We start from the raw sequence: 18,498 nt of genomic DNA on the forward strand, positions 1-18,498 counted from the left end.
GGCGAAATGTAAGTAACAAGCCTTGCGCAGGAGCGCTGTCAGGCAAACCTGTTAAAGCTTTTATAGTGTCCAAGACAGCGCTCAAAATTAGAAACAGTGCTATGAGCAAAGACCTTCAAGCATAGTGTCTGATTCAGGTCTTTTTCAGTAGCAGATGAGTGGCTTGCTCCGGCCTGATACCTATGTTCGCTGAATACTACTGAATTGAAGGTATCACACCACATACAGGGCGATGGTAATAAAGTGCAGCAGGCTGCCCCCCATAACGAATAAGTGCCAGATGCCATGCCAGTGGCGAAAACGGTGATCGAACGCGAAGAAAACGATCCCCAACGTATAAAGGCAACCCCCTGTAACCAGCCAGGTAAAGCCTGCCGCGCCCAGCGACGCCAGCAATGGATTGACCGCGACCAGAACGATCCAGCCCATCACGGCATAAATCACGACAGACAGAACGCGGGCCTCGGAACGGGGTTTGATCTCCTGCAGCATACCGATGACCGCCAGCCCCCAGACGATGGCGAACAGCGTCCAGCCCCAGGGGCCTTTCAGTGTCACCAGGCAGAACGGCGTGTAGCTGCCAGCAATCAACAGGTAGATGGAGAGGTGATCCACCTTGCGCATGACCGTTTTCGCACGGCCTTGCACACTGTGGTAAATCGTCGAGGCGCTATAGAGCAGCACCAGCGTGACGCCATAAATAATGATGCTGATGACCTTGGCTGGTGAGCCGTCCAGGGTGGCCCGTACCAGTAGCCACACCGCACCCATGAATGCCAGGGCTGCGCCGATCAGGTGCGTCCAGGCGTTGAATCGCTCTCCGTAGTACATAGTTCTCCCAAGCTGAATGCCTTCGGTTCATGTCAGTACCGCGCCTGCGCCTGTATCAGCGATAAGAACCCGTCTGGCATGGGCTTTCTATACGTGCTCAATCAGGCCTGCCGCTGTGCTGAACAGTTTGTCGCTTTGATCGCATGGCAGAGCAAGGATTCCCACCCGTCGCCGCACACCTAAATAGCCGCACACCCCAGGCCGAATGCGCCTATGGTGAAGTAACTACGTTGCTATCATGCTGCCATGACCCCTTGAGGGTGTTTTATCTACACCCCAGCCTCTCTTTGGATCACTGCCGCCTCGGCTCGTACGGGATGTTTCCCTGCGGCCTACCTTATCCAGGAGCCTTTCATGTCTGATCGTCAAACCGGTGCCGTCAAATGGTTCGACCGTGTCAAAGGGTATGGCTTCATTGTTCAGGCCCAGGGGCCTGAATTGTTTGTGCACCACAAGTCGGTCAACGGTGGTCATGCGGTCAAGCAGCTGATCGCGGGCCAGCCGGTTTCCTACATTGCCGCTCAAGGCAAATTAGGGAAGGGCATGCAGGCTGAACATGTCGAGGCACTCTAGGTGCCTCGCACTAGCTTCTGGAGCCATAAACGCAGCGCTGGCTGCCTATATCTACCATTCTGCTCGGCGAGGTGTTTCACATGAAGGCGTATCTCAAGACCCTGTCATCCTCCTTTGAGGTTAACCGGCCCGTCATTTCAGCCGTTCGACCTGACGGCAGTCTGACGCTAACGTTTTCAACGCAAAACAAGGATGTGGTGGCCATACGTGTGATTTCCGCAGCCGATCTGGATGATCAGGAGCGGTTACATACGGTTATTGATGGTATCAAGACGCAGCTCGCGGTTATGGCTGGGAAAATGAACCGAAAAGCCGCCACCCGCAGCAACATGGTGTACCTCAGCCGATTCCGCAGTGAGTGGGCATTGGCACCCTTGGCACCGGGTTTTACAAAGCCGTTTATATCACCGGATGGGCCTGTGCCTACCTGATCATTGTCCAGGTGCAGGCATGCTCACGGGGTATGCCTTGGGCGAATCGGTTGGCAGGCTATTTTCCAAGGCAATAAAAAAGCCCCGCAGTGCGGGGCTTTTTTGGATCAGGTGTCTTAAGCGACTTGAACCTGATCAGCTTGCATGCCTTTCTGACCTTTGACGGCCACGAAGGACACTGCTTGACCTTCGCTCAGGCTCTTGAAGCCTGAACTTTCGATCGAGCGATAATGGACGAACAGGTCCGGACCACTCTCAGGAGTGATAAAACCAAAACCTTTTTCATCGTTAAACCATTTGACGGTGCCATTTTGACGACCAGACATGATGTATCTCCAGGGTAAAGTAAGGCTGCGGCGCTGAAACATTCAGGCCGAGACTGAGGTGCGAAAGTAAAACGAGCCGAGGAGATGAAACGAAAAACAGAACATCAAGCCAGGTATCGAAGTAGCAGTTGCAAAGCAGTGAGATCACAATACGCTTTTTTCAGCTCTTGTATACCTTTATTTTTATTTTCTCGATTATTTTTCTCTGCTAAAAACGATTTAAATAACACTTGCTTAATAAAATCAGGGTGTTAGACCAAATAAATGGCTGTCCTATAATATTTGGGAAGCATAAATAATGGAGTAGTAATAGTCATATCTGTTTTTATTTATTCCGTCCGTCTAGGTTCAGTATAAAAGCAACACATGGACGTGAAAGAGAGTACAGTGGTCTTACTGTATAGCTAATTGTCACCGCGATGCTGACTTGATGGCCTGTCTGAAATCATCTCCTCGGTTCCTCTGCCCGTTAGGTGCAGTCTCGGCGCATTTCAAAGGCTGCCGTGATTCATATACCCAGGAGAAAAATCATGTCCATCAGACATCAAGGCACTATCAAGTGGTTTAGTGAAGATAAAGGGTTTGGCTTTATTATTCCGCAAGAAGGACCAGACCTTTTCATTCATACGAAATCTTTTGAAAGCCGAAGCTTCAGAGGTCCGAATGAAGGCCAGCTTGTGAGTTATCAGTTGATCGTAGGGCCTAAGGGCTTCGAAGCGGGACAGATCAGAGAGCGTTGACATAAAGCCCCGCCAAGCCGGGGTTTTTCACGTTTATTAGCGTAAGGAAAATTCATGTCGACTGACGTATCAGCCCCTGTTCTCACCTATATGAAGTCGCAGTTTCTGCCCTTGGGTTTCCAAGTGCTGGAAGAGAGCGAAGAAGGCTTCGCCGTGCGCATCTTCAATCAGCAAAGCGGTATTACCATTCTAGAAGCCAGACGAAATAGTTCACCTTATCAAATGAGCCAGGCTGAGGCGCAAGTGTGGGTGACGGGCATCAAGCGTGAAATAGATAATCAGTTTGATATTCGAAGAAAGAATAGTCTGGCCAAAGTTTAACGAGGCGCAACGGTTATTCATTAACTATACAGGTACTTCATGACTGCCTGGACAATCAAGACCAGTGACGGAAGAACGCTACATAGCTGTTCATTACGAGGAAAGTTGGTCACGGTGGTATGGCAGGAAAGAAACATACCGGCTATGTGTACTGAATCCCAGCGGCCATCTATTGAATTTCGCCATGAACATCAGGCTCATGCGTTTCTCGCTTCGCTGAAATTGTTGCGGATGGAAGAGTTCAGCGATGCCGCTATTGTGCAAACCATAGGAAGATGAAATCGGCTTTTTACCGGTATTGTTTTTTAAGCTCTTGGTTATCGGTGTGTTTGTTCTGCTCAATTTAATTCATAAGCCCTCCGGCAATTCCCAATTGCCCTCATCAGGTTATTACCTTTACACGCTTAAGGCAGATGTCTCTGTGTAGCTCTATTTTAGAGAGGCTATACCAGACCCTCATGCGCTTGAGCACTTCTCTGGAGGCCGAAATACTCCAAAGAGCAGGCTCCTTCTATCGCTCAGGCAGATCCGTCTGAAGCGAGCGATCAGGTCATGTCAGGGAGGGTGACGATCAAAGAGGGGTATTAGAGGTTGGTAAAAGCGTGGATTTACTCAAACGGTAGGAAGTGTCTTCAGCAGCGCCTGAAAACAGAGCTTGAGCGGAAGCTGGGCCTCCGCTCAACCAGTCAGCTGCTAGCTGCGGCCGCCGCCATGGCTGTTCTGGCCACCTTTCTTGCCTGCTTCAGAGGCTTTCTCACGATCATTGGCAAAGTTACCGCCGCTGTTCTGACCCCCTTTCTTGCCTGCTTCGGAGGCTTTTTCGCGGTCGTTGGCAAAATTTCCTGGGTTGTCGTTTTTAGCAGTCATTTGAATTCTCCAGGGGAACCCCTGATTCGGCTATTGATGATCAACAGCCTTCCTAGGTAAGGAGAGGGATATCCGCCGGGAGTTCAGATATTACGGGCTGATGGTAAGAAAGAAGACCAATGGCATAGGGGGCGTAATCATCCAGGCCAAAGCGCGGCAGCTTGTCGAGGAACAAGACTTATTCCATTAAAGAATAAATAAATTATTACTTATTCCTTGTGCGTATTTTAGGCGTGCGTACACTGCTGGCATGACTCCTGTAGAGGCATCGCCATGGGCACCACTCCGATACAGTACCTGATTGTTCCCGGTTGGCAGGGCTCGCCTGACAACCATTGGCAAAGCCACTGGCAGCGTGTTCTGCCTGATTGCTCTCGGGTAGAGCAAAAGGATTGGTTCACGCCGCAACGTCAGGAATGGGTGGATGAGCTGGAGCGCAGCCTGAAGGCCTGCCACGCTCCGGTTATCCTTATCGCTCACAGCCTGGGCTGTGCAACCGTGGCCCATTGGGCCGAACAGGCCGACCCTGAAACAAGACAGCGTGTAGTCGGTGCGTTGCTGGTTGCACCCGCAGACGTAGAGCGGCCGGCCTGTCCCGCGCCGCTAAAGAATTTTGCGCCATTGCCTCGGCAGGCTCTGCCGTTTCCGGCGCTGCTTGTCGGCTCCGGTAACGACCCGGCTGCCACACCGGAGCGCGCGCGTTATCTGGCGAATACCTGGGGCGCCGCCTCAACGATCCTGGCCGATGTCGGTCACATCAATGTGAAGTCCGGTCATGAACGCTGGGAGGACGGTTTCACATTCCTGTACCAGCTGCAGCATCAAATCGAGCGAACGTCACGATACCGGGCTTAACTTATCCGGACCATCTGCCCAGGCAGGTGGCCCCTTGAACCGATACAGGAGGATCACCATGAGCCTTAGATTGGGCGATATAGCACCCGATTTCGAACAGGATTCCAGCGAAGGCCGTATTCGTTTTCACGAGTGGCTGGGCGATAGCTGGGGCGTGCTGTTCTCGCACCCGGCCGATTTCACGCCCGTCTGTACGACAGAGCTTGGGTTCACGGCCAAGCTAAAGGACGAATTCGCAGCCCGAAACGTCAAGGTCATTGCCCTGTCGGTCGATCCGGCCGATTCTCACCGCCGCTGGATCGATGACATCAACGACACTCAGAAGACCACCGTCAACTTTCCCATCATTGCCGATGAAGATCGGAAAGTGTCGGGCCTGTACGACATGATCCATCCGAACGCGAACGACTCGCTGACGGTTCGCTCGTTGTTTGTCATCGACCCGAACAAAAAGGTCCGGCTGATCATCACGTACCCGGCCAGCACGGGACGTAACTTCAATGAGATCCTGCGGGTGATCGATTCGCTGCAGCTGACCGATAACCATAAGGTGGCTACGCCAGCCAACTGGGAGCAGGGTGGCGATGTGGTGATCGTGCCTTCGCTCAAGGATGAAGACGAGATCAAGCAGCGCTTCCCGAAAGGCTATCAGGCGCTGCGTCCCTACCTGCGCATGACGCCCCAGCCAGACAAGTAACATTCTCCTCAGGGAGCGGCAGCTGCCGCTCCCGTCTCTACAGGCGTGATGCTCCAGGCGTTGCCGTCTGAGAACTCCTGCTCATTTGTCATCTCTGATAAGTACCCTGGGCCTCTCTCCGAAGCATTCGTCTGGATATTTGAGGCGCCGAGTCATAGTCTTGTCGACCTGTTCAGACCGCTCCGGTGTGGTCGATCAATGACTTTTACTCTTTGGCAGGGCCAATCGAATTGAAGCAACTAACGCGCCTGGAAAGTGGAATCGAGGGGCTGGATACCTTATTGCGGGGCGGCTTTGTGGCCGGCGCGTCATATATCATTCAGGGCCGTCCGGGTTCCGGCAAGACAATTCTGGCCAATCAGATTGCCTTCAACCATGTGCGCAAGGGTGAGCGTGTCCTGTTCGCCACGTTGTTGTCCGAATCCCATGAGCGGATGTTCCAGTTTCTTTCCACGCTCAGCTTTTTCGATCACAGCCAGATCGGCGGTGATATCCAATACCTTAGTGCGTTCGACACCATGGAGCAGGAAGGGCTGGAGCCGGTCGTCAAGCTGCTGCGCCGGGAAATCTCCCGGCAAAAGGCGACGCTGCTGGTGGTCGATGGACTGCTCAATGCCCGCTCCAGAGCCGAAACGCCTTTGGACACGAAGCGATTCATCGCCGAATTGCAGGCCCATGCCGCCTTTGCCAATTGTACGGTTCTGTTCTTGACCAGCTCGCGCCTGGATGACGGCAGCCCGGAGCTGACCATGGTCGACGGGGTGCTGGACGTGGGTGAAGAGCTTCGTGGCGTGCGCTCCATTCGTCGCATGAGCCTGCGCAAGACGCGTGGTAGCCCTGCAATTGCCGGGCTGCATGAGTATCAGATCACTGAAGATGGGTTTGTGGTCTATCCAAGACTCGAGGCTGTCTACAACACGCCTTATCGTCCGGAGCAGATTGATGAGCGCCGAGTCGGCACAGGGCTGACCAGTTTTGACCAGATGCTTGCAGGAGGCCTTAGCCGATCCTCCATCTCCTTGCTGATGGGGCCGTCAGGAAGCGGCAAAACCTCCATGGGCCTGAGCTTTATTGCCCAGTCCTCTCTGGAAGAACCCGGCGTGATCTTCGGGTTTTACGAGACGCCAGACAGGCTCCGGATCAAGGCACACAGCATGGGGCTGGATCTGGGCGGCCTGATCGATAGCGGCGCTGTACATATTCATTGGCAGCCAACGATTGAGTTGCAGCTGGACCAGGTAGGCCATCAGATTATTGATGAGGTCCGCCGGTTGAAGGCCAGGCGGTTATTGATTGACAGCCTCGGCGCCATTGCTCGCATGGCCAGCAAGGAGGATCGACTCATGGAATTCTTTACCGCGCTCACCAACCAGCTCAGGTCTATGGGTGTCACAGTGTATGGCACGTGGGAGATGAAAGACCTCTTCGGGTCGGATATTCATGCGCCTGCGCCTGAACTGTCAGGCATTACAGACAATCTGTTCATGATGCGCTTTGCGGAAATGAATGCCGAACTCAAGCGGGTTATTTCCATATTGAAGGTGCGGGACAGCCACTTCGACCCGTCACTTCGTGAAATTGTTATCAGTGACAGTGGTATTGATTTAGCTAAGGCTTTCAGAAATGCGGAGATGGTTCTTTCAGGCTCAGCAACGTCGAACAGTCAGGGCTGATGTCGTCATTACAGGGAAGGTAAATACATGACGACGATTCTGGTGGTCGATGACGAGTTTTTAATCGCTGAAATTCTCTCGTTCGCGCTTGAGGATGCGGGGTTCCAGGTCAAAACGGCCAGCAATGGCCAAAAGGCGCTGGATGCCTTGCTGCGCGAGCAGCCTGCGCTGGTCATTACGGATTTCATGATGCCCTTGATGAATGGCATGGAGTTGGCCCAGGCCATTCATGACCATCCCGATCTCAAGGCGATACCCATCATCCTGACCACCGGTGCGCAGGCGCATATCGCTCAGCAGAACCAGCATCTGTTCAATGCCATCTTCGAAAAGCCTTTCGACGTCTTCAAAGTCATCGACACGGTCAAAGCACTTACCGACACGGTATAAGCCCGCGCGCTAGCTCATGCCTGTTCTTTCGCATGTTTACGCTCATAGCGATCCAGCAAGGGCTGGGTAGTGACTCCGTGCAGCAGGATGCTGATAGTCACGACGGTTAAAGTGATGTCGATACTATCCTTGAGTGAGCCTTCCGTAAGGCCGTGGTTCAGGGCATAACTCAGGTAGTACAGGCTGCCGATCCCTCGTATGCCGAACCAGCCGATCAGTGTGCGCTGGGCAGGGGTCGCCCAACGTCGACCCATCAGCAAGTACACGCTTAAAGGACGGATCACGCAGAACAATATCAGCGCCAGCCCTGCTGCGCGCCAGTCCCAGTGGGGGTAGAGCAATACGCCCAGCAGCGTGACCAGCAACACTTCCAGGGAGCGTTCCAGCAGGTTGCCAAAGGCCAGCATGTCACCCATCAGTACGCCGGCTGCCACGGTGGGGCTGCTCAGTTTGTCCTGGTCGAGCCGGTCGGCCTGTACGACCGATCCGGTCATGTGACCCAGTACCGGCTGGGTCTGCTCCTCGGCTGGAATCTTGGCGTGGCCGGAGGATGAGACCTCCACTCGACGCAACCCCACGCCCGCTGCAAACACCGCAAGAAAGCCCCAGGCGCCGACCAGATCGGCCAGTACATAGGCCAGACCTATCAGGGCCAGTGCAAGAAAGTCATTGGGAGAGATGACGCTGTCGCGGTGCTTGATCCGCAGGTAGATGGAAAATCGCCCCATCAACCGCCCCAGGGTGTAGCCGATCAGAAGGCCTGCAGGCACGGCCCAGAGCAGGCGATGCAGAACCCATTCACCCAGCCAGTCAGCCTGTACGCTATCGTGGTGCATGACCAGCAAGGCCAGGGCAACAAACGGAAAGGCCGTGCCGTCATTGAGGCCAGCCTCACCGGACAGCGAGTAGCGCACCCGGTCGAAGTCCCGGGCATGAACGACCTGGACGAGCCCGGCCAAAACAGGGTCGGTAGGGGCCAGGGCTGCGCCGATGAGAAGGGAGGTGCCCCAGTTGAGACCAAACAGGTAGTGGCAGACCAGGGTACTGCCGGTAATACAGCACAGCATGATCGGTCCGGCCAGCATGTAGGCACCGCGCCAGGCCGGGTCTGTCAGGGGTAATCGCAGTTTGAGTCCGGTCACGAACAGGGAGATCAGAACGGCAACTTCCGTCAGATGCTCCATCCAGGGGGCCACGTCCTGAAAGCTTTCCTGCCAGAGGCCCAGCCCCAGCGGGCCAATAGCAATGCCAAATGCCAGGCAAACGACGGATGTAGTGACAGGAAGCCAGCGAAGGTAGGCCGATGCCAGGGCCAGAACCAGCAGTAACGTACTGAGTACGCCTGCCCATTGAATGAAAGTCATGCGCTCATGAATACCTGATACTGAAACGTTATGGTTCGAGACATGACAGGGCGTACTGGTTCAGGTTATCGGATCAAAACGCTATCAATGACATACTGTGGCCTGACGAAACCATGAGCAGAAACGGCTGCTTATCTGTCAGACTGTGAAATAGTCCCGCTTTAGCCTGACCATTGCCATGTTGCCAGCAGCCGATCCTTCCTACGAAACCGAACGCTTGCGCGTCCTGAATGCGCTTGAGCTGATGGATTCGCCTGCCGAGCCTTTTTTCGAACGGATTACCCGGCTGGCGGTACGTACACTGGGTATGCCCATCGCCTATATCTCGCTGGTGGATGACAAGCGGCAATGGTTCAAGTCCCAGATTGGCCTGGATCTCGTGGAAACCAGTCGGGAGTCCTCTTTCTGCGCTCATACGGTATTGGCGCAGCAGGCTATCTTTATCGAAGACACAACGCAGGATGAGCGGTTTAAAAACCATCATCTCGTCAAGGGTAGCAAGCATATTCGCTTTTATGCCGGGATCCCCATCACGAGTATCGAAGGACTGGCGCTCGGTGCACTGTGTGTCATGGACACAACACCACGCAGGCTGGAGGCAGAAGAGCTTGAGGTGCTCAACGACCTGGCCGCCCTGGTCTGTCATGAGGTTCAGCTGCGCGAAACAACCCTGCTGGCCCGCCGTCACGTCAAACGGTCGAAAGCGGTGTTCGAGACACGTGAGGCGCGGTTTCGCGCCATTTTCGAACGGGCTGCGGTAGGCATCTCTCTGGTAGGCAGGAATGATCAGTGGATCGATATCAACGATGCGCTCTGCCGCATCCTTGGTTACAGCCGCGAGGAGCTGCAAACGCTGACGTTCTGGGAGCTTATTCATCCGGACGACCTGGAGGAGTTCAGGCAGTTGGCCGAGTGGCTCAGTACCGGCAGGATCGATGCCATCGACCTTGAACGGCGGGCGCTCAATAAGCAGGGCGAGCCGGTATGGGTCCGGCTGAGTGTAAGCCGTCTGGAGGATCACGACGGCAATGCCAGCAGCATCGTTGCGATCATTATCGATGTTCATGCGCGCAAGGAAGCCGAAGAGGCCCTGGCGGCTCTGAAGGAGGATCTGGAGCAGCGTGTAGTGCTTCGAACCCATGAGCTTCAACGTGCCAATGAGCAGCTATCCCAGGCAATGGCGCACCAGCTACAGTCTGAGCAGGCGCTTCGTCGGCGTGAGGCAGAACTCAGCAGCGTGATCGAGCATGCCAATGATGCCTATGTCCGTATTGACGAGGCGGGGATTGTCACAGCCTGGAATCGTCAGGCAGTCGAAACCTTTGGCTGGACGGTGGAAGAAGCCCTGGGCCAGCCGTTGAGTGACATGATTATTCCGCCTGCCCTGCGCGAAGCGCATCGGGTGGGAATGGCCCGTTATTTGTCGACCGGTGAGGCCAAGGTGCTCAACCAGCGCCTGGAACTGCCTGCCATACGGCGTGATGGGTCTGATATTCCGGTCGAGGTGCGTATCCGGGCTCTGAATGTAGAGGGGCAGTCCTTTTTCAGCGCTTTCCTGCACGATATTTCCGAGCGCAAGGCGGCTGAAGCAAGACGTGAATACGAAGCGCGCCATGATGCACTGACGGGACTATTGAATCGTCGTGCCCTGATGGACGTCTTGCCCAAGGCCATTACGCGAGCTGAGCGGAATAAGGTGGATCTGGCGCTACTCTTTCTCGATCTGGATGGTTTCAAGGCCGTCAACGATGCCCGGGGACATGATGCCGGCGATGCGCTGCTGCGTGAAATCGCAAAGCGCTTGCAAGAGGGCGTCCGCAAGTCCGATGAAGTCATCCGCTTGGGCGGCGATGAGTTCACGGTCATGCTAGAAGGGCTTGTGGACGGCGCAAGTGATGCGTGTCGTCTGGCCAGCCTTCTGCTTGAAAAGATTCAGGCGCCGATCTGGCTGGGTGACTACGAGGCCAGAGTAAGTGCCAGTATTGGCATCACGCTCTACACGCCGGGCTCCGCCCTCTCGGCGGACGACCTTATCAAGACTGCCGACACGGCCATGTATGAGGCAAAACGGGCCGGCAAGGCCCGGTTTCACTTGATGTAAGCCTAGTGAGCGACTGTTCTGCGCTCGGTTTCTTCATCCAGTTGTTCACGGATGGCAGCCAGCAACGGGTGTGCGGAGGTATATTGGCGGCCGTAGTTCAGGTTGAAGCCATAGTCGAAGTCTGGCGGATTCAAGCCTTGGTTGTGCTGGAGAATAGTCTCGAGCTTATCCAGGCCCTTGGCAAGCTTGGCCTCTGGAGAGGAGCCGTTCTCGTACTCATCCCACAACGCCAGAAAACGTTCCTGACGCTCCGCGGGGAGCGAGGCCAGCAGGGTTTGCAGGTCCTGGCGTTCCTGCCCGGACTTGCTCAGGCCCGGTCGCTGTAGCACGGCCGGAATATCACCGCTGATGGCTTCGCCCAGGTCATGGATAAGGCAGATTTTCAGCAGCTTGGCAAAGTCGATGCCTTGGAGTTCGTCTTCGTACACCATGGCCATGAGGCATAGCCGCCAGGTGTGTTCCGCGGTGCTCTCCTGCTTTCCCGAGCGGGTATAGGCGGTGCGAAGGGTATCCTTCAGCATCTCGGCATCCTTGAGAAAGCGGAGTGTTCCCATTAATTCGCTTAGTGTCATGCAGGCCACTCCTGTCAGGGTGAATCAATACAACGAATCGAGTGCGCAGGGCCTGAATGTGCAGGCGCGGCGCGGGACGCTCGACAGATGATGGCTTGGACAGCACAAAGGCGAAAAGGTGAGAGAAGATTGGGTCTTCCTGTATTGAAGCCTCACGCAAGAGACAGCAGGGCATTGCCAACGGTGACAATGCCCTGCAAGACCCGCCTTATAAATACAGCTTCAGGTGCGCCAGGACCTGACTTTTCGATATATAGCCCAAAAGCCTGGGGCAGGACTGGCTTTCCACCACCGGCAGGCGTTCGCCGGGATGGTTCAGGAAGGCTTCCAGGGCAACCGTGAGGTTATCGTAAGGGTGCAGCAGAGGAAGCGTATGACCCGGCAGGTCCCTGGCGAGCAGGTTGGCATCCAGTGTTCCAGCCGCCTGGGCTCTGTTGAGGTCTCGCAGCGCGACGATCTTGACCAGCAGGCCATTTTCGTCGATTACGTACACAAACTTGACGATCTGCTCGCGGAACGTTTGCAGCACTTCTTCCAGCGTGGCTGATGCTGGTACGGTTTGCGCGCCCTCGTTAAGAATGGCTTTAACCTTGAGGTTGCGCGTCTGGTTACGGGCTTTCCAGAGTTCGTTGTTTTTGGCGGTCACGGCGTACATGGAGCGGGGCGAGAATGCGCCACTGATGTAGTAGCCAGCCACCACGCACAGCAGCAACGGCAGCACGATGTCATAGCTCAACGTCATCTCGAACACCATGAGGATTGCCATGAGCGGCGCCCGGCTGGTGGCAGCGAGAAACGCGCCCATGCCGACCACTACATAGGTAAAGGTTGGCGCATGCAGGGTAGGGGCGAGATGCTCGACCAGGCTGGCAAACAGCACACCGATGGCGGCGCCGACAAACAGGGTCGGCGTGAAGATGCCGCCTACCGTTCCCGTACCGGCTGAGGCGGTTGTCGCCAGGACCTTGAAGACCAGCAGAGCCGCCACGGCTGTCCAGGGCCATGGGTGGTTGATGAAGTCATTGATGACGCTATAGCCGTTACCCCAGGTCTGTGGATAGAAGACTGAAATCAGGCCGACCACGAGGCCGCCGCACCCCAGCTTGACGGGCAGCGGCAGGTGAATCTGGTCGATTCGCTTGCGCGAGTGTTCCAGCAGCCAGAGAAAGAGCGGGGCCAGCGCGCCGAGCAGAATACCCAGCAGGATGAACATCAGGTCTTGCGACAGGCTCAGGGGTTCGAACAGCGGTACGCTGTAGATTGAATGATACCCCGGCAGCGAGCGCATGGTGAGGTTGGCTACTACGGACGCCATGATCAGCGGAGGCATGCGCTCCGCCACGATGGAGCCCAATACGATCTCTGCCACAAAGAAGGCGCCGGCAATCGGGGCGTTGTATACAGAGGTGATCCCGGCTGCGGCCCCGCAGGCCACTAGGGTCCGCATCTGCTCCGGTGAGATCGTGCGAAAGCGACCCACCAAAGAAGCACAGAGGGCGGCTAGCTGCACCATGGGGCCTTCTTGTCCGATAGAGGAGCCGGTGGCAATCGAGCACAGTGAAGATGAACTGCGTGCCAGCGTCTGCCGAACCGGGATACGGCCATCGCCCAAGGTGATGGCTTCCATGTAGTCCGAATGCGCCGTGGCCTTGGTATAGCGTCGACTGAGCAGGAGCAGGAAGCCCGCCACGATCCCGCCCAGAGTAGGCACGATCAGGCGCATGTACCATTCGCTGGACTGCGCCAGCTCGACCACGTCGGCCGTTTTGCCGAAGGCCGCGAGATGGATGAGGTCAATCGCATGGCGAAAGCCCAGCGTGACCAGCGCCCCGACGATCCCGATTGGGATGGCCCAGAGCAGGGTACTCAGGTTTTCAGCATCGCCGAGTCGTTCGCTCAGGTGCTGCCAGGTTTGACGAAAGGACGATACCAGCCGGGTGATGACCCTCATAAACAATCCGAAGCCACAAGAAATGCTGTTCGGATCATGGACCATGCCTCGCTCAAGGGCTATCCCCCTGTGATGGCAAAAGCGTCCTGATTGATGCTGGCTGCGACAAAAAAGGCCCCTTGCGGGGCCTTTGGAGGAAGGATTATTCGTGGGTAATGCGGGAGTGGTCTCGTGTGTCTTTCATGAACAGGTAGACCAGAAGTGAGCAGGCGATACAGCCGGTAACGTACCAGTAATAGCCGGTCTCCATGCCGATGCTCTTGAACCACAGGGCTACGTACTCCGCGGTGCCGCCAAAGATCGAAACGGTCAGTGCATAGGGCAGACCCACACCCAGGGCACGGATTTCAGTGGGGAACAGCTCGGCTTTCACCACCGCATTGATTGAGGTGTAGCCGCTGACGATGACCAGTGCCGCCATGATCAGGAAGAACGCGCCCCACATGGACTGAATCGTGTGCAGCGCAGACAGGATCGGAACGGTGAATATCGTGCCCAGTACCCCGAAGGCGATCAGGATGGGGCGACGGCCGATCTTATCGGACAGCGCGCCTACTACGGGTTGCAGCAGCATGAAGAGAAACAGCGTGGCCGCCGAAATCATGGTCGAGTCGGACTTGCTCATGCCTACGGTGTTTACCAGATACTTCTGCATGTAGGTGGTGTAGGTGTAGAACGCCAGGGTGCCGCCCATGGTCAGGCCTACCACGGTCAGCAGCTCCTTGGGGTGGCGCATCAGCGTACGCATCAGGCTTTCCTGGACGACGCTTTCATCCTTTTTCTTGAAGGAGGCGGTTTCTTCCATCCCACGGCGCAGGTATAGCGCGGTGACAGCGCAGGCTGCACCGATCAGGAACGGAATGCGCCAGCCCCAGCTTTCCAGCTGCTCGTTGGTCAACGTCAGCTGCAGGATGATCAATACTGCTAGGGCGATGAGCTGGCCGGAGATCAGCGTGACGTACTGGAAGCTGGAGAAAAAGCCACGGCGTTCCTTGGTCGCCATCTCACTGAGGTACGTGGCGGAGGTGCCGTATTCGCCCCCCACGGAAAGCCCCTGTAAGAGGCGGGCCAGCACCAGCAGGACGGGAGCGGCTACCCCGATGGTGGCATAGCTGGGCGTGAGTGCGATGATCAGCGAGCCGCCGCACATCATGACGACCGACAGCATCAACGCAGCTTTACGCCCTTTTTTATCGGCATAAACGCCCATCAGCCAGCCGCCGATGGGACGCATCAGAAAACCTACGGCAAAGATGGCGGCCGTATTCAGCAGCTGAGCGGTGAGGTCGCCTTGCGGAAAGAAGGCCTTGGCGAAATAAAGCGAGAAGGCGGCATAGACGTACCAGTCGTACCATTCGACCAGGTTGCCGACGGAGCCACTAAAGATGGATTTGATGCGCTGTGACGTGGTCTTGGGCGTTACGCCCGCGGCCAGGGTGGCGGTGCTTTCCATTCGGAATCCTCTCTTATCATTGTTGTATGCCGCTGCGTGAACGCACGGCTTGTCATCCTGACTGCACGAGGCGTGCCATCAGGGTGCTGGCCGTATCCAGCGGGTTGTAGAGGAGGATGTAAGCGGAATCTTGCCGAAGGCCCTTAAACCATAAGCGGATTTCCGCCTATGGTCGCCGCTGGTTGCGTCTGGGTCAGCCGTCGGCTTCCAGAAAGACTTCCCGCATCAGCCCATGGCGCTGCATTTTTTCATTGAGGGTACGACGTGGAAGCTTGAGCTCTTCCAGTACCGCCTTTATATCGCCTTTATGCCGGGCCAGCGCATTACGCAGGCATTGCGCCTCGAAGGCTTCCATTTGCTCATAGAGGGAAAGGTCCGCCGTTGATTGCGGAGCGCCACTATCCAGGCCCAGCACATGCCGCTCGGCCGCGTTGGCCAGCTCCCGGACATTGCCCGGCCAGTCATGGGCCAGAAGGCGCGCCAATTGGTTACCACTGGGCGTGCCGGGTTCGCGGCCCAGGCGTTTGGCAGCCTGCTGGAGAAAATGCTCGAACAGAAGGGGGATGTCCTCACGGCGCTCGCGCAGCGGTGGCAGGTAAAGCTCCGCTACGTTGAGACGATAGGCAAGGTCCTCTCTGAACCGGCCGGCACGGGCCTCTTCCAGCAGATCAGGCTTGGTGGCGGCAATGATGCGCAGGTCCACAGGAATGCTCTGATTGGAGCCGAGCCGCTCCAGCTGCTGCTCCTGCAAGACCCGCAGCAGCTTGGCCTGCTGGGCAAGAGGCATACTTTCGATCTCGTCGAGAAACAGGCTGCCGCCGTTAGCATGTTCCAGTTTGCCGATCCGCTTGCCGGTTGCCCCGGTAAAGGCGCCACTCTCATGCCCGAACAGCTCCGCCTCGAACAGCGTATCGGGGATGGCGGCACAGTTGAGCGCCACAAAGGGCTTGGCGCTACGGGTGCTGAAGTCATGCAGGCAACGGGCGACCAGCTCCTTGCCGCTACCCGTTTCACCTCGCAGAAGGATATTGACGGGCGTATTGGCCAGTTCAAGCACCTGTCTGCGCAGCGTTTCCATGGGGCGTGAATAGCCAATCAGACGTGCAGCCAGCTGGGCTTTCTGGTCCGAGTGATCGTGCAGACGCCGGTTCTCCAGCACTAGACGGCGTTTTTCCTGGGCGCGCTTGAGGCTGCCGAGCAGGGCCTCGGGGCTGAAAGGCTTTTCCAGGAAATCATAGGCACCCTGGCGCATCGCTTCGACGGCCATGGTCACATCGCCGTGGCCGGTCAGCAGGATGACCGGCAGGTCCTTGTCCAGGGTCTGAAGCTGCTCGAGCAGGGAGAGCCCGTCCAGGCCGGGCATGCGGACATCGCTGATGATCACACCGGCGAAGTCGGGCGTCAGCTGCGCCAGGCAGGCCTCGGCGCTGGCATACAACGCGACCTCGAACCCCGAGAGTTGCAGCCATTGCTGGATGGCTTCCCGGATAGTGGATTCATCATCGATGACGATTACGCGGTCCGTCATGTCGGGTCCTCTTCGATCACCATGGGCAGGGTCAACATAAAACGCGCGCCCTGGGCCGTATTGTCAACCGTCAGCTCGCCGCCCAGTTCGTGGACGATAGCGTACGACACGGCCAGGCCAAGGCCCAATCCTTCACCGACCGGCTTGGTGGTGAAGAACGGATCGAAAACCTGGCTCAGATGTTCTTCCGCGATCCCGCCGCCGGAATCCGTGACGGACAGCAGCCAACGGCCTCGCTCGGGTGTCAGAGCAATATCCAGCTGGCGAATCGATTTATCCGCCATGGCATCCAGTGCATTGCGCAGAAGGTTGACGAGCACCTGCTCAAGACGGATGGCATCACCACGCACCTTGGCGGGTCGGCTCATGCGCAGGCTGACGTCGACCCGCTCGTTCTGGACCCGTGGTGCCAGCAGCTCGAAGGACTTGTCTACTACGCAGGCCAGATCCAGCGGTTCGCGAAGACCGGCAGGCGTCTTGCGGGCATAGGTTTTCAGATGACCGGTCAACGCAGCCATGCGGCCCAGGAGTTCATCGATACGGATAAGGCTCTGGCGGGCCTCATCGTGACGCTGCTGGTCGAGCAGGAGGCGAACGCTGGCCAGCTGCATGCGCTGGGCTGTGAGCGGCTGGTTCAGCTCATGGGCGAGGGCGGCGGACATCTGCCCGAGCGCGGCCAGTTTGGCGGCCTGGATCAAACCGTCCTGGGCGGTTCGCAGGTCGGCGGTACGGGCTTCGACCAGACGCTCCAGCTCATCACGGCTGCGCTGGCGCTCACGGGCCAGACGCCGTCGCTGCTGAAGAAAGAGCAGGGCGAAGACCAGGGCAAACCATGCACCGGCGGCCGCAAGGCCCGTGGTTTGGGCCGTGGCAGGAAGACGAGAGCGATCACGCAGCAGGTGCAGCGTCCAGCCTTCTTCGGTGAGGGGCAGTGAAGTCCAGAGAAAATCCTGCACGCCCAGGGGGCCGTGGACCCGGGTAAGGCGCTGATTCTGTGCCAGGGTGTTCATGGGCTGATAAGTGAGCGGCAACAAGGGCTGACGGTTGTACTGCCGGGTCTCCTCAAGTTCGGCATGGTCATCGGGCCTTAGCGACTCAAGGATGCGGTAGCGCCACCCCGGCTGGTTGGCGATAAACACGATTCCACGCGCATCGCTTACCAGGATGATATCCGGCTGCTGGCTCCAGGAGTGTTCAAGCTCTGGAAACTCCAGCTTGACCACAATGGCCCCAAGAAAGGTGCCGTCATCGGCCGTCACCGCCTGGGAGAGAAAGTAGCCGGGTATGCCTGTGGTGACGCCTACTGCATAGAAACGACCCGCTCCCCGGGTGCGCGTCTGTAGAAAATAGGGACGAAACCCGTAGTTATGCCCTACATAACTGGTGGGCAGGCGCCAGTTGCTGGCAGCCACGGCAAGGCCCGTGCGGTCGAGCAGTTCTAACGTGGATGAGCCAGCGGCCCGGTTGAGCTGTTCGAGCTTAAGGTTGAGCCGATGCTGGGCTTCGGTACTCAGGAGCCCGGCCAGACTCTGGCTCATCTCGGGATCAAGTGCCAGAACGGCGGGTAAGGAGCGGTAGCGGTCGATCAGGGTTTGCAGGTTGCGGGCATAAAGGTGCAGCTGCTCTTCGCTCAGGGCACCGGCTTCGCGCAGGGCATAGCGCTCAGCCTGACGTGTGGCGGCATAGGCCACCAGCACGGCACCGGCCACGATGACGAGCGAGGCAACGAACAGACGCGAGGAACGGGACAGGCGCATGGCAGACTTCGCGATCAGCGGAGCACGGATCATACTGCGTTCGGCCGGTACTGACAGCCCAGTCACCG

The 18,498-nt window shown here is 56.9% G+C and carries 18 protein-coding genes; 9 read left to right on the forward strand and 9 right to left on the reverse strand.

Features of this window, described 5'->3' with window-relative positions; genetic code table 11:
- Positions 1-213 precede the first annotated feature (213 nt).
- Positions 214-831, reverse strand: coding sequence for a PAQR family membrane homeostasis protein TrhA (gene trhA / locus JQR86_RS02655; RefSeq protein WP_312270485.1), 618 nt, complete (start codon positions 829-831; stop codon positions 214-216).
- Between the two features lie 354 nt (positions 832-1,185).
- On the opposite strand from trhA, the gene JQR86_RS02660 reads away from it, so the two are divergent.
- Both JQR86_RS02660 and JQR86_RS02665 read left to right on the forward strand, forming a co-directional pair.
- Positions 1,186-1,404 (forward strand): cold-shock protein, encoded by a 219-nt coding sequence (locus JQR86_RS02660; RefSeq protein WP_434154278.1) that lies wholly within the window; start codon positions 1,186-1,188, stop codon positions 1,402-1,404.
- Between the two features lie 80 nt (positions 1,405-1,484).
- Entirely contained in the window at positions 1,485-1,835 is a 351-nt protein-coding gene (locus JQR86_RS02665; RefSeq protein ID WP_010795835.1) for a DUF3509 domain-containing protein, read from the forward strand.
- 116 nt (positions 1,836-1,951) lie between these two features.
- Here JQR86_RS02665 and JQR86_RS02670 read toward each other — a convergent pair whose 3' ends face one another.
- A complete protein-coding gene (locus tag JQR86_RS02670) occupies positions 1,952-2,161 on the reverse strand; it encodes a cold-shock protein (protein ID WP_010795833.1) in 210 nt (69 codons plus the stop codon).
- A gap of 530 nt (positions 2,162-2,691) precedes the next feature.
- Between JQR86_RS02670 and JQR86_RS02675 the strand changes: the two genes are divergently transcribed.
- Together JQR86_RS02675 and JQR86_RS02680 are read left to right on the forward strand one after the other, a co-directional pair.
- The gene (locus JQR86_RS02675) at positions 2,692-2,901 is read left to right on the forward strand and encodes a cold-shock protein (RefSeq protein ID WP_434154279.1); all 210 of its coding nucleotides are present in this window, start codon (positions 2,692-2,694) and stop codon (positions 2,899-2,901) included.
- Positions 2,902-2,955: 54 nt separating this feature from the next.
- Positions 2,956-3,222 carry a hypothetical protein gene (locus JQR86_RS02680; protein ID WP_434154280.1) on the forward strand — a complete coding sequence of 89 codons (267 nt, stop codon included), beginning with the start codon at positions 2,956-2,958 and terminating at the stop codon, positions 3,220-3,222.
- Between the two features lie 693 nt (positions 3,223-3,915).
- Here JQR86_RS02680 and JQR86_RS02685 read toward each other — a convergent pair.
- On the reverse strand, positions 3,916-4,089 hold the full coding sequence (locus tag JQR86_RS02685; RefSeq protein ID WP_010795829.1) for a general stress protein: 174 nt from the start codon (positions 4,087-4,089) through the stop codon (positions 3,916-3,918).
- Between the two features lie 273 nt (positions 4,090-4,362).
- On the opposite strand from JQR86_RS02685, the gene JQR86_RS02690 reads away from it, so the two are divergent.
- The 4 genes from JQR86_RS02690 (at position 4,363) to JQR86_RS02705 (ending at position 7,704) form a co-directional block, all read left to right on the forward strand.
- Positions 4,363-4,944 carry an alpha/beta hydrolase gene (locus JQR86_RS02690; protein WP_289927004.1) on the forward strand — a complete coding sequence of 194 codons (582 nt, stop codon included), beginning with the start codon at positions 4,363-4,365 and terminating at the stop codon, positions 4,942-4,944.
- A 58-nt stretch (positions 4,945-5,002) separates the two neighbouring features.
- A complete protein-coding gene (locus JQR86_RS02695; RefSeq protein ID WP_010795827.1) occupies positions 5,003-5,641 on the forward strand; it encodes a peroxiredoxin in 639 nt (212 codons plus the stop codon).
- Between the two features lie 230 nt (positions 5,642-5,871).
- Positions 5,872-7,314 (forward strand): RAD55 family ATPase, encoded by a 1,443-nt coding sequence (locus JQR86_RS02700; RefSeq protein ID WP_434154281.1) that lies wholly within the window; start codon positions 5,872-5,874, stop codon positions 7,312-7,314.
- 27 nt (positions 7,315-7,341) lie between these two features.
- Entirely contained in the window at positions 7,342-7,704 is a 363-nt protein-coding gene (locus JQR86_RS02705; protein WP_074822007.1) for a response regulator, read from the forward strand.
- Between the two features lie 14 nt (positions 7,705-7,718).
- Here JQR86_RS02705 and JQR86_RS02710 read toward each other — a convergent pair whose 3' ends face one another.
- Positions 7,719-9,068: a cation:proton antiporter gene (locus tag JQR86_RS02710; protein ID WP_219651032.1), complete on the reverse strand. Its 1,350-nt coding sequence runs from the start codon at positions 9,066-9,068 to the stop codon at positions 7,719-7,721.
- Positions 9,069-9,246: 178 nt separating this feature from the next.
- Here JQR86_RS02710 and JQR86_RS02715 point away from each other — a divergent pair, with 178 nt between their 5' ends.
- The gene (locus tag JQR86_RS02715) at positions 9,247-11,169 is read left to right on the forward strand and encodes a PAS domain S-box protein (protein WP_434154282.1); all 1,923 of its coding nucleotides are present in this window, start codon (positions 9,247-9,249) and stop codon (positions 11,167-11,169) included.
- Positions 11,170-11,171: 2 nt separating this feature from the next.
- Here the strand turns inward: JQR86_RS02715 and JQR86_RS02720 are convergent, their stop codons facing one another.
- The 5 genes from JQR86_RS02720 to JQR86_RS02740 all read right to left on the reverse strand — a co-directional run bounded on the left by JQR86_RS02720 (position 11,172) and on the right by JQR86_RS02740 (position 18,430).
- Positions 11,172-11,741 (reverse strand): HD domain-containing protein, encoded by a 570-nt coding sequence (locus JQR86_RS02720; RefSeq protein WP_010795822.1) that lies wholly within the window; start codon positions 11,739-11,741, stop codon positions 11,172-11,174.
- Between the two features lie 208 nt (positions 11,742-11,949).
- Positions 11,950-13,692 carry a ClcB-like voltage-gated chloride channel protein gene (locus JQR86_RS02725; RefSeq protein ID WP_312270481.1) on the reverse strand — a complete coding sequence of 581 codons (1,743 nt, stop codon included), beginning with the start codon at positions 13,690-13,692 and terminating at the stop codon, positions 11,950-11,952.
- Positions 13,693-13,834: 142 nt separating this feature from the next.
- Positions 13,835-15,145, reverse strand: coding sequence for an MFS transporter (locus JQR86_RS02730; RefSeq protein WP_010795820.1), 1,311 nt, complete (start codon positions 15,143-15,145; stop codon positions 13,835-13,837).
- 193 nt (positions 15,146-15,338) lie between these two features.
- The gene (locus JQR86_RS02735; RefSeq protein ID WP_312270480.1) at positions 15,339-16,673 is read right to left on the reverse strand and encodes a sigma-54-dependent transcriptional regulator; all 1,335 of its coding nucleotides are present in this window, start codon (positions 16,671-16,673) and stop codon (positions 15,339-15,341) included.
- The gene (locus tag JQR86_RS02740; protein ID WP_404627278.1) at positions 16,670-18,430 is read right to left on the reverse strand and encodes a sensor histidine kinase; all 1,761 of its coding nucleotides are present in this window, start codon (positions 18,428-18,430) and stop codon (positions 16,670-16,672) included. Before JQR86_RS02740 ends, JQR86_RS02735 begins: the two co-directional genes overlap by 4 nt.
- Between the last annotated feature and the right edge of the window lie 68 nt (positions 18,431-18,498).

The sequence above is a fragment of the Pseudomonas sp. JZ134 genome, assembly GCF_051027695.1.
Classification (GTDB): domain Bacteria; phylum Pseudomonadota; class Gammaproteobacteria; order Pseudomonadales; family Pseudomonadaceae; genus Chryseomonas; species Chryseomonas luteola.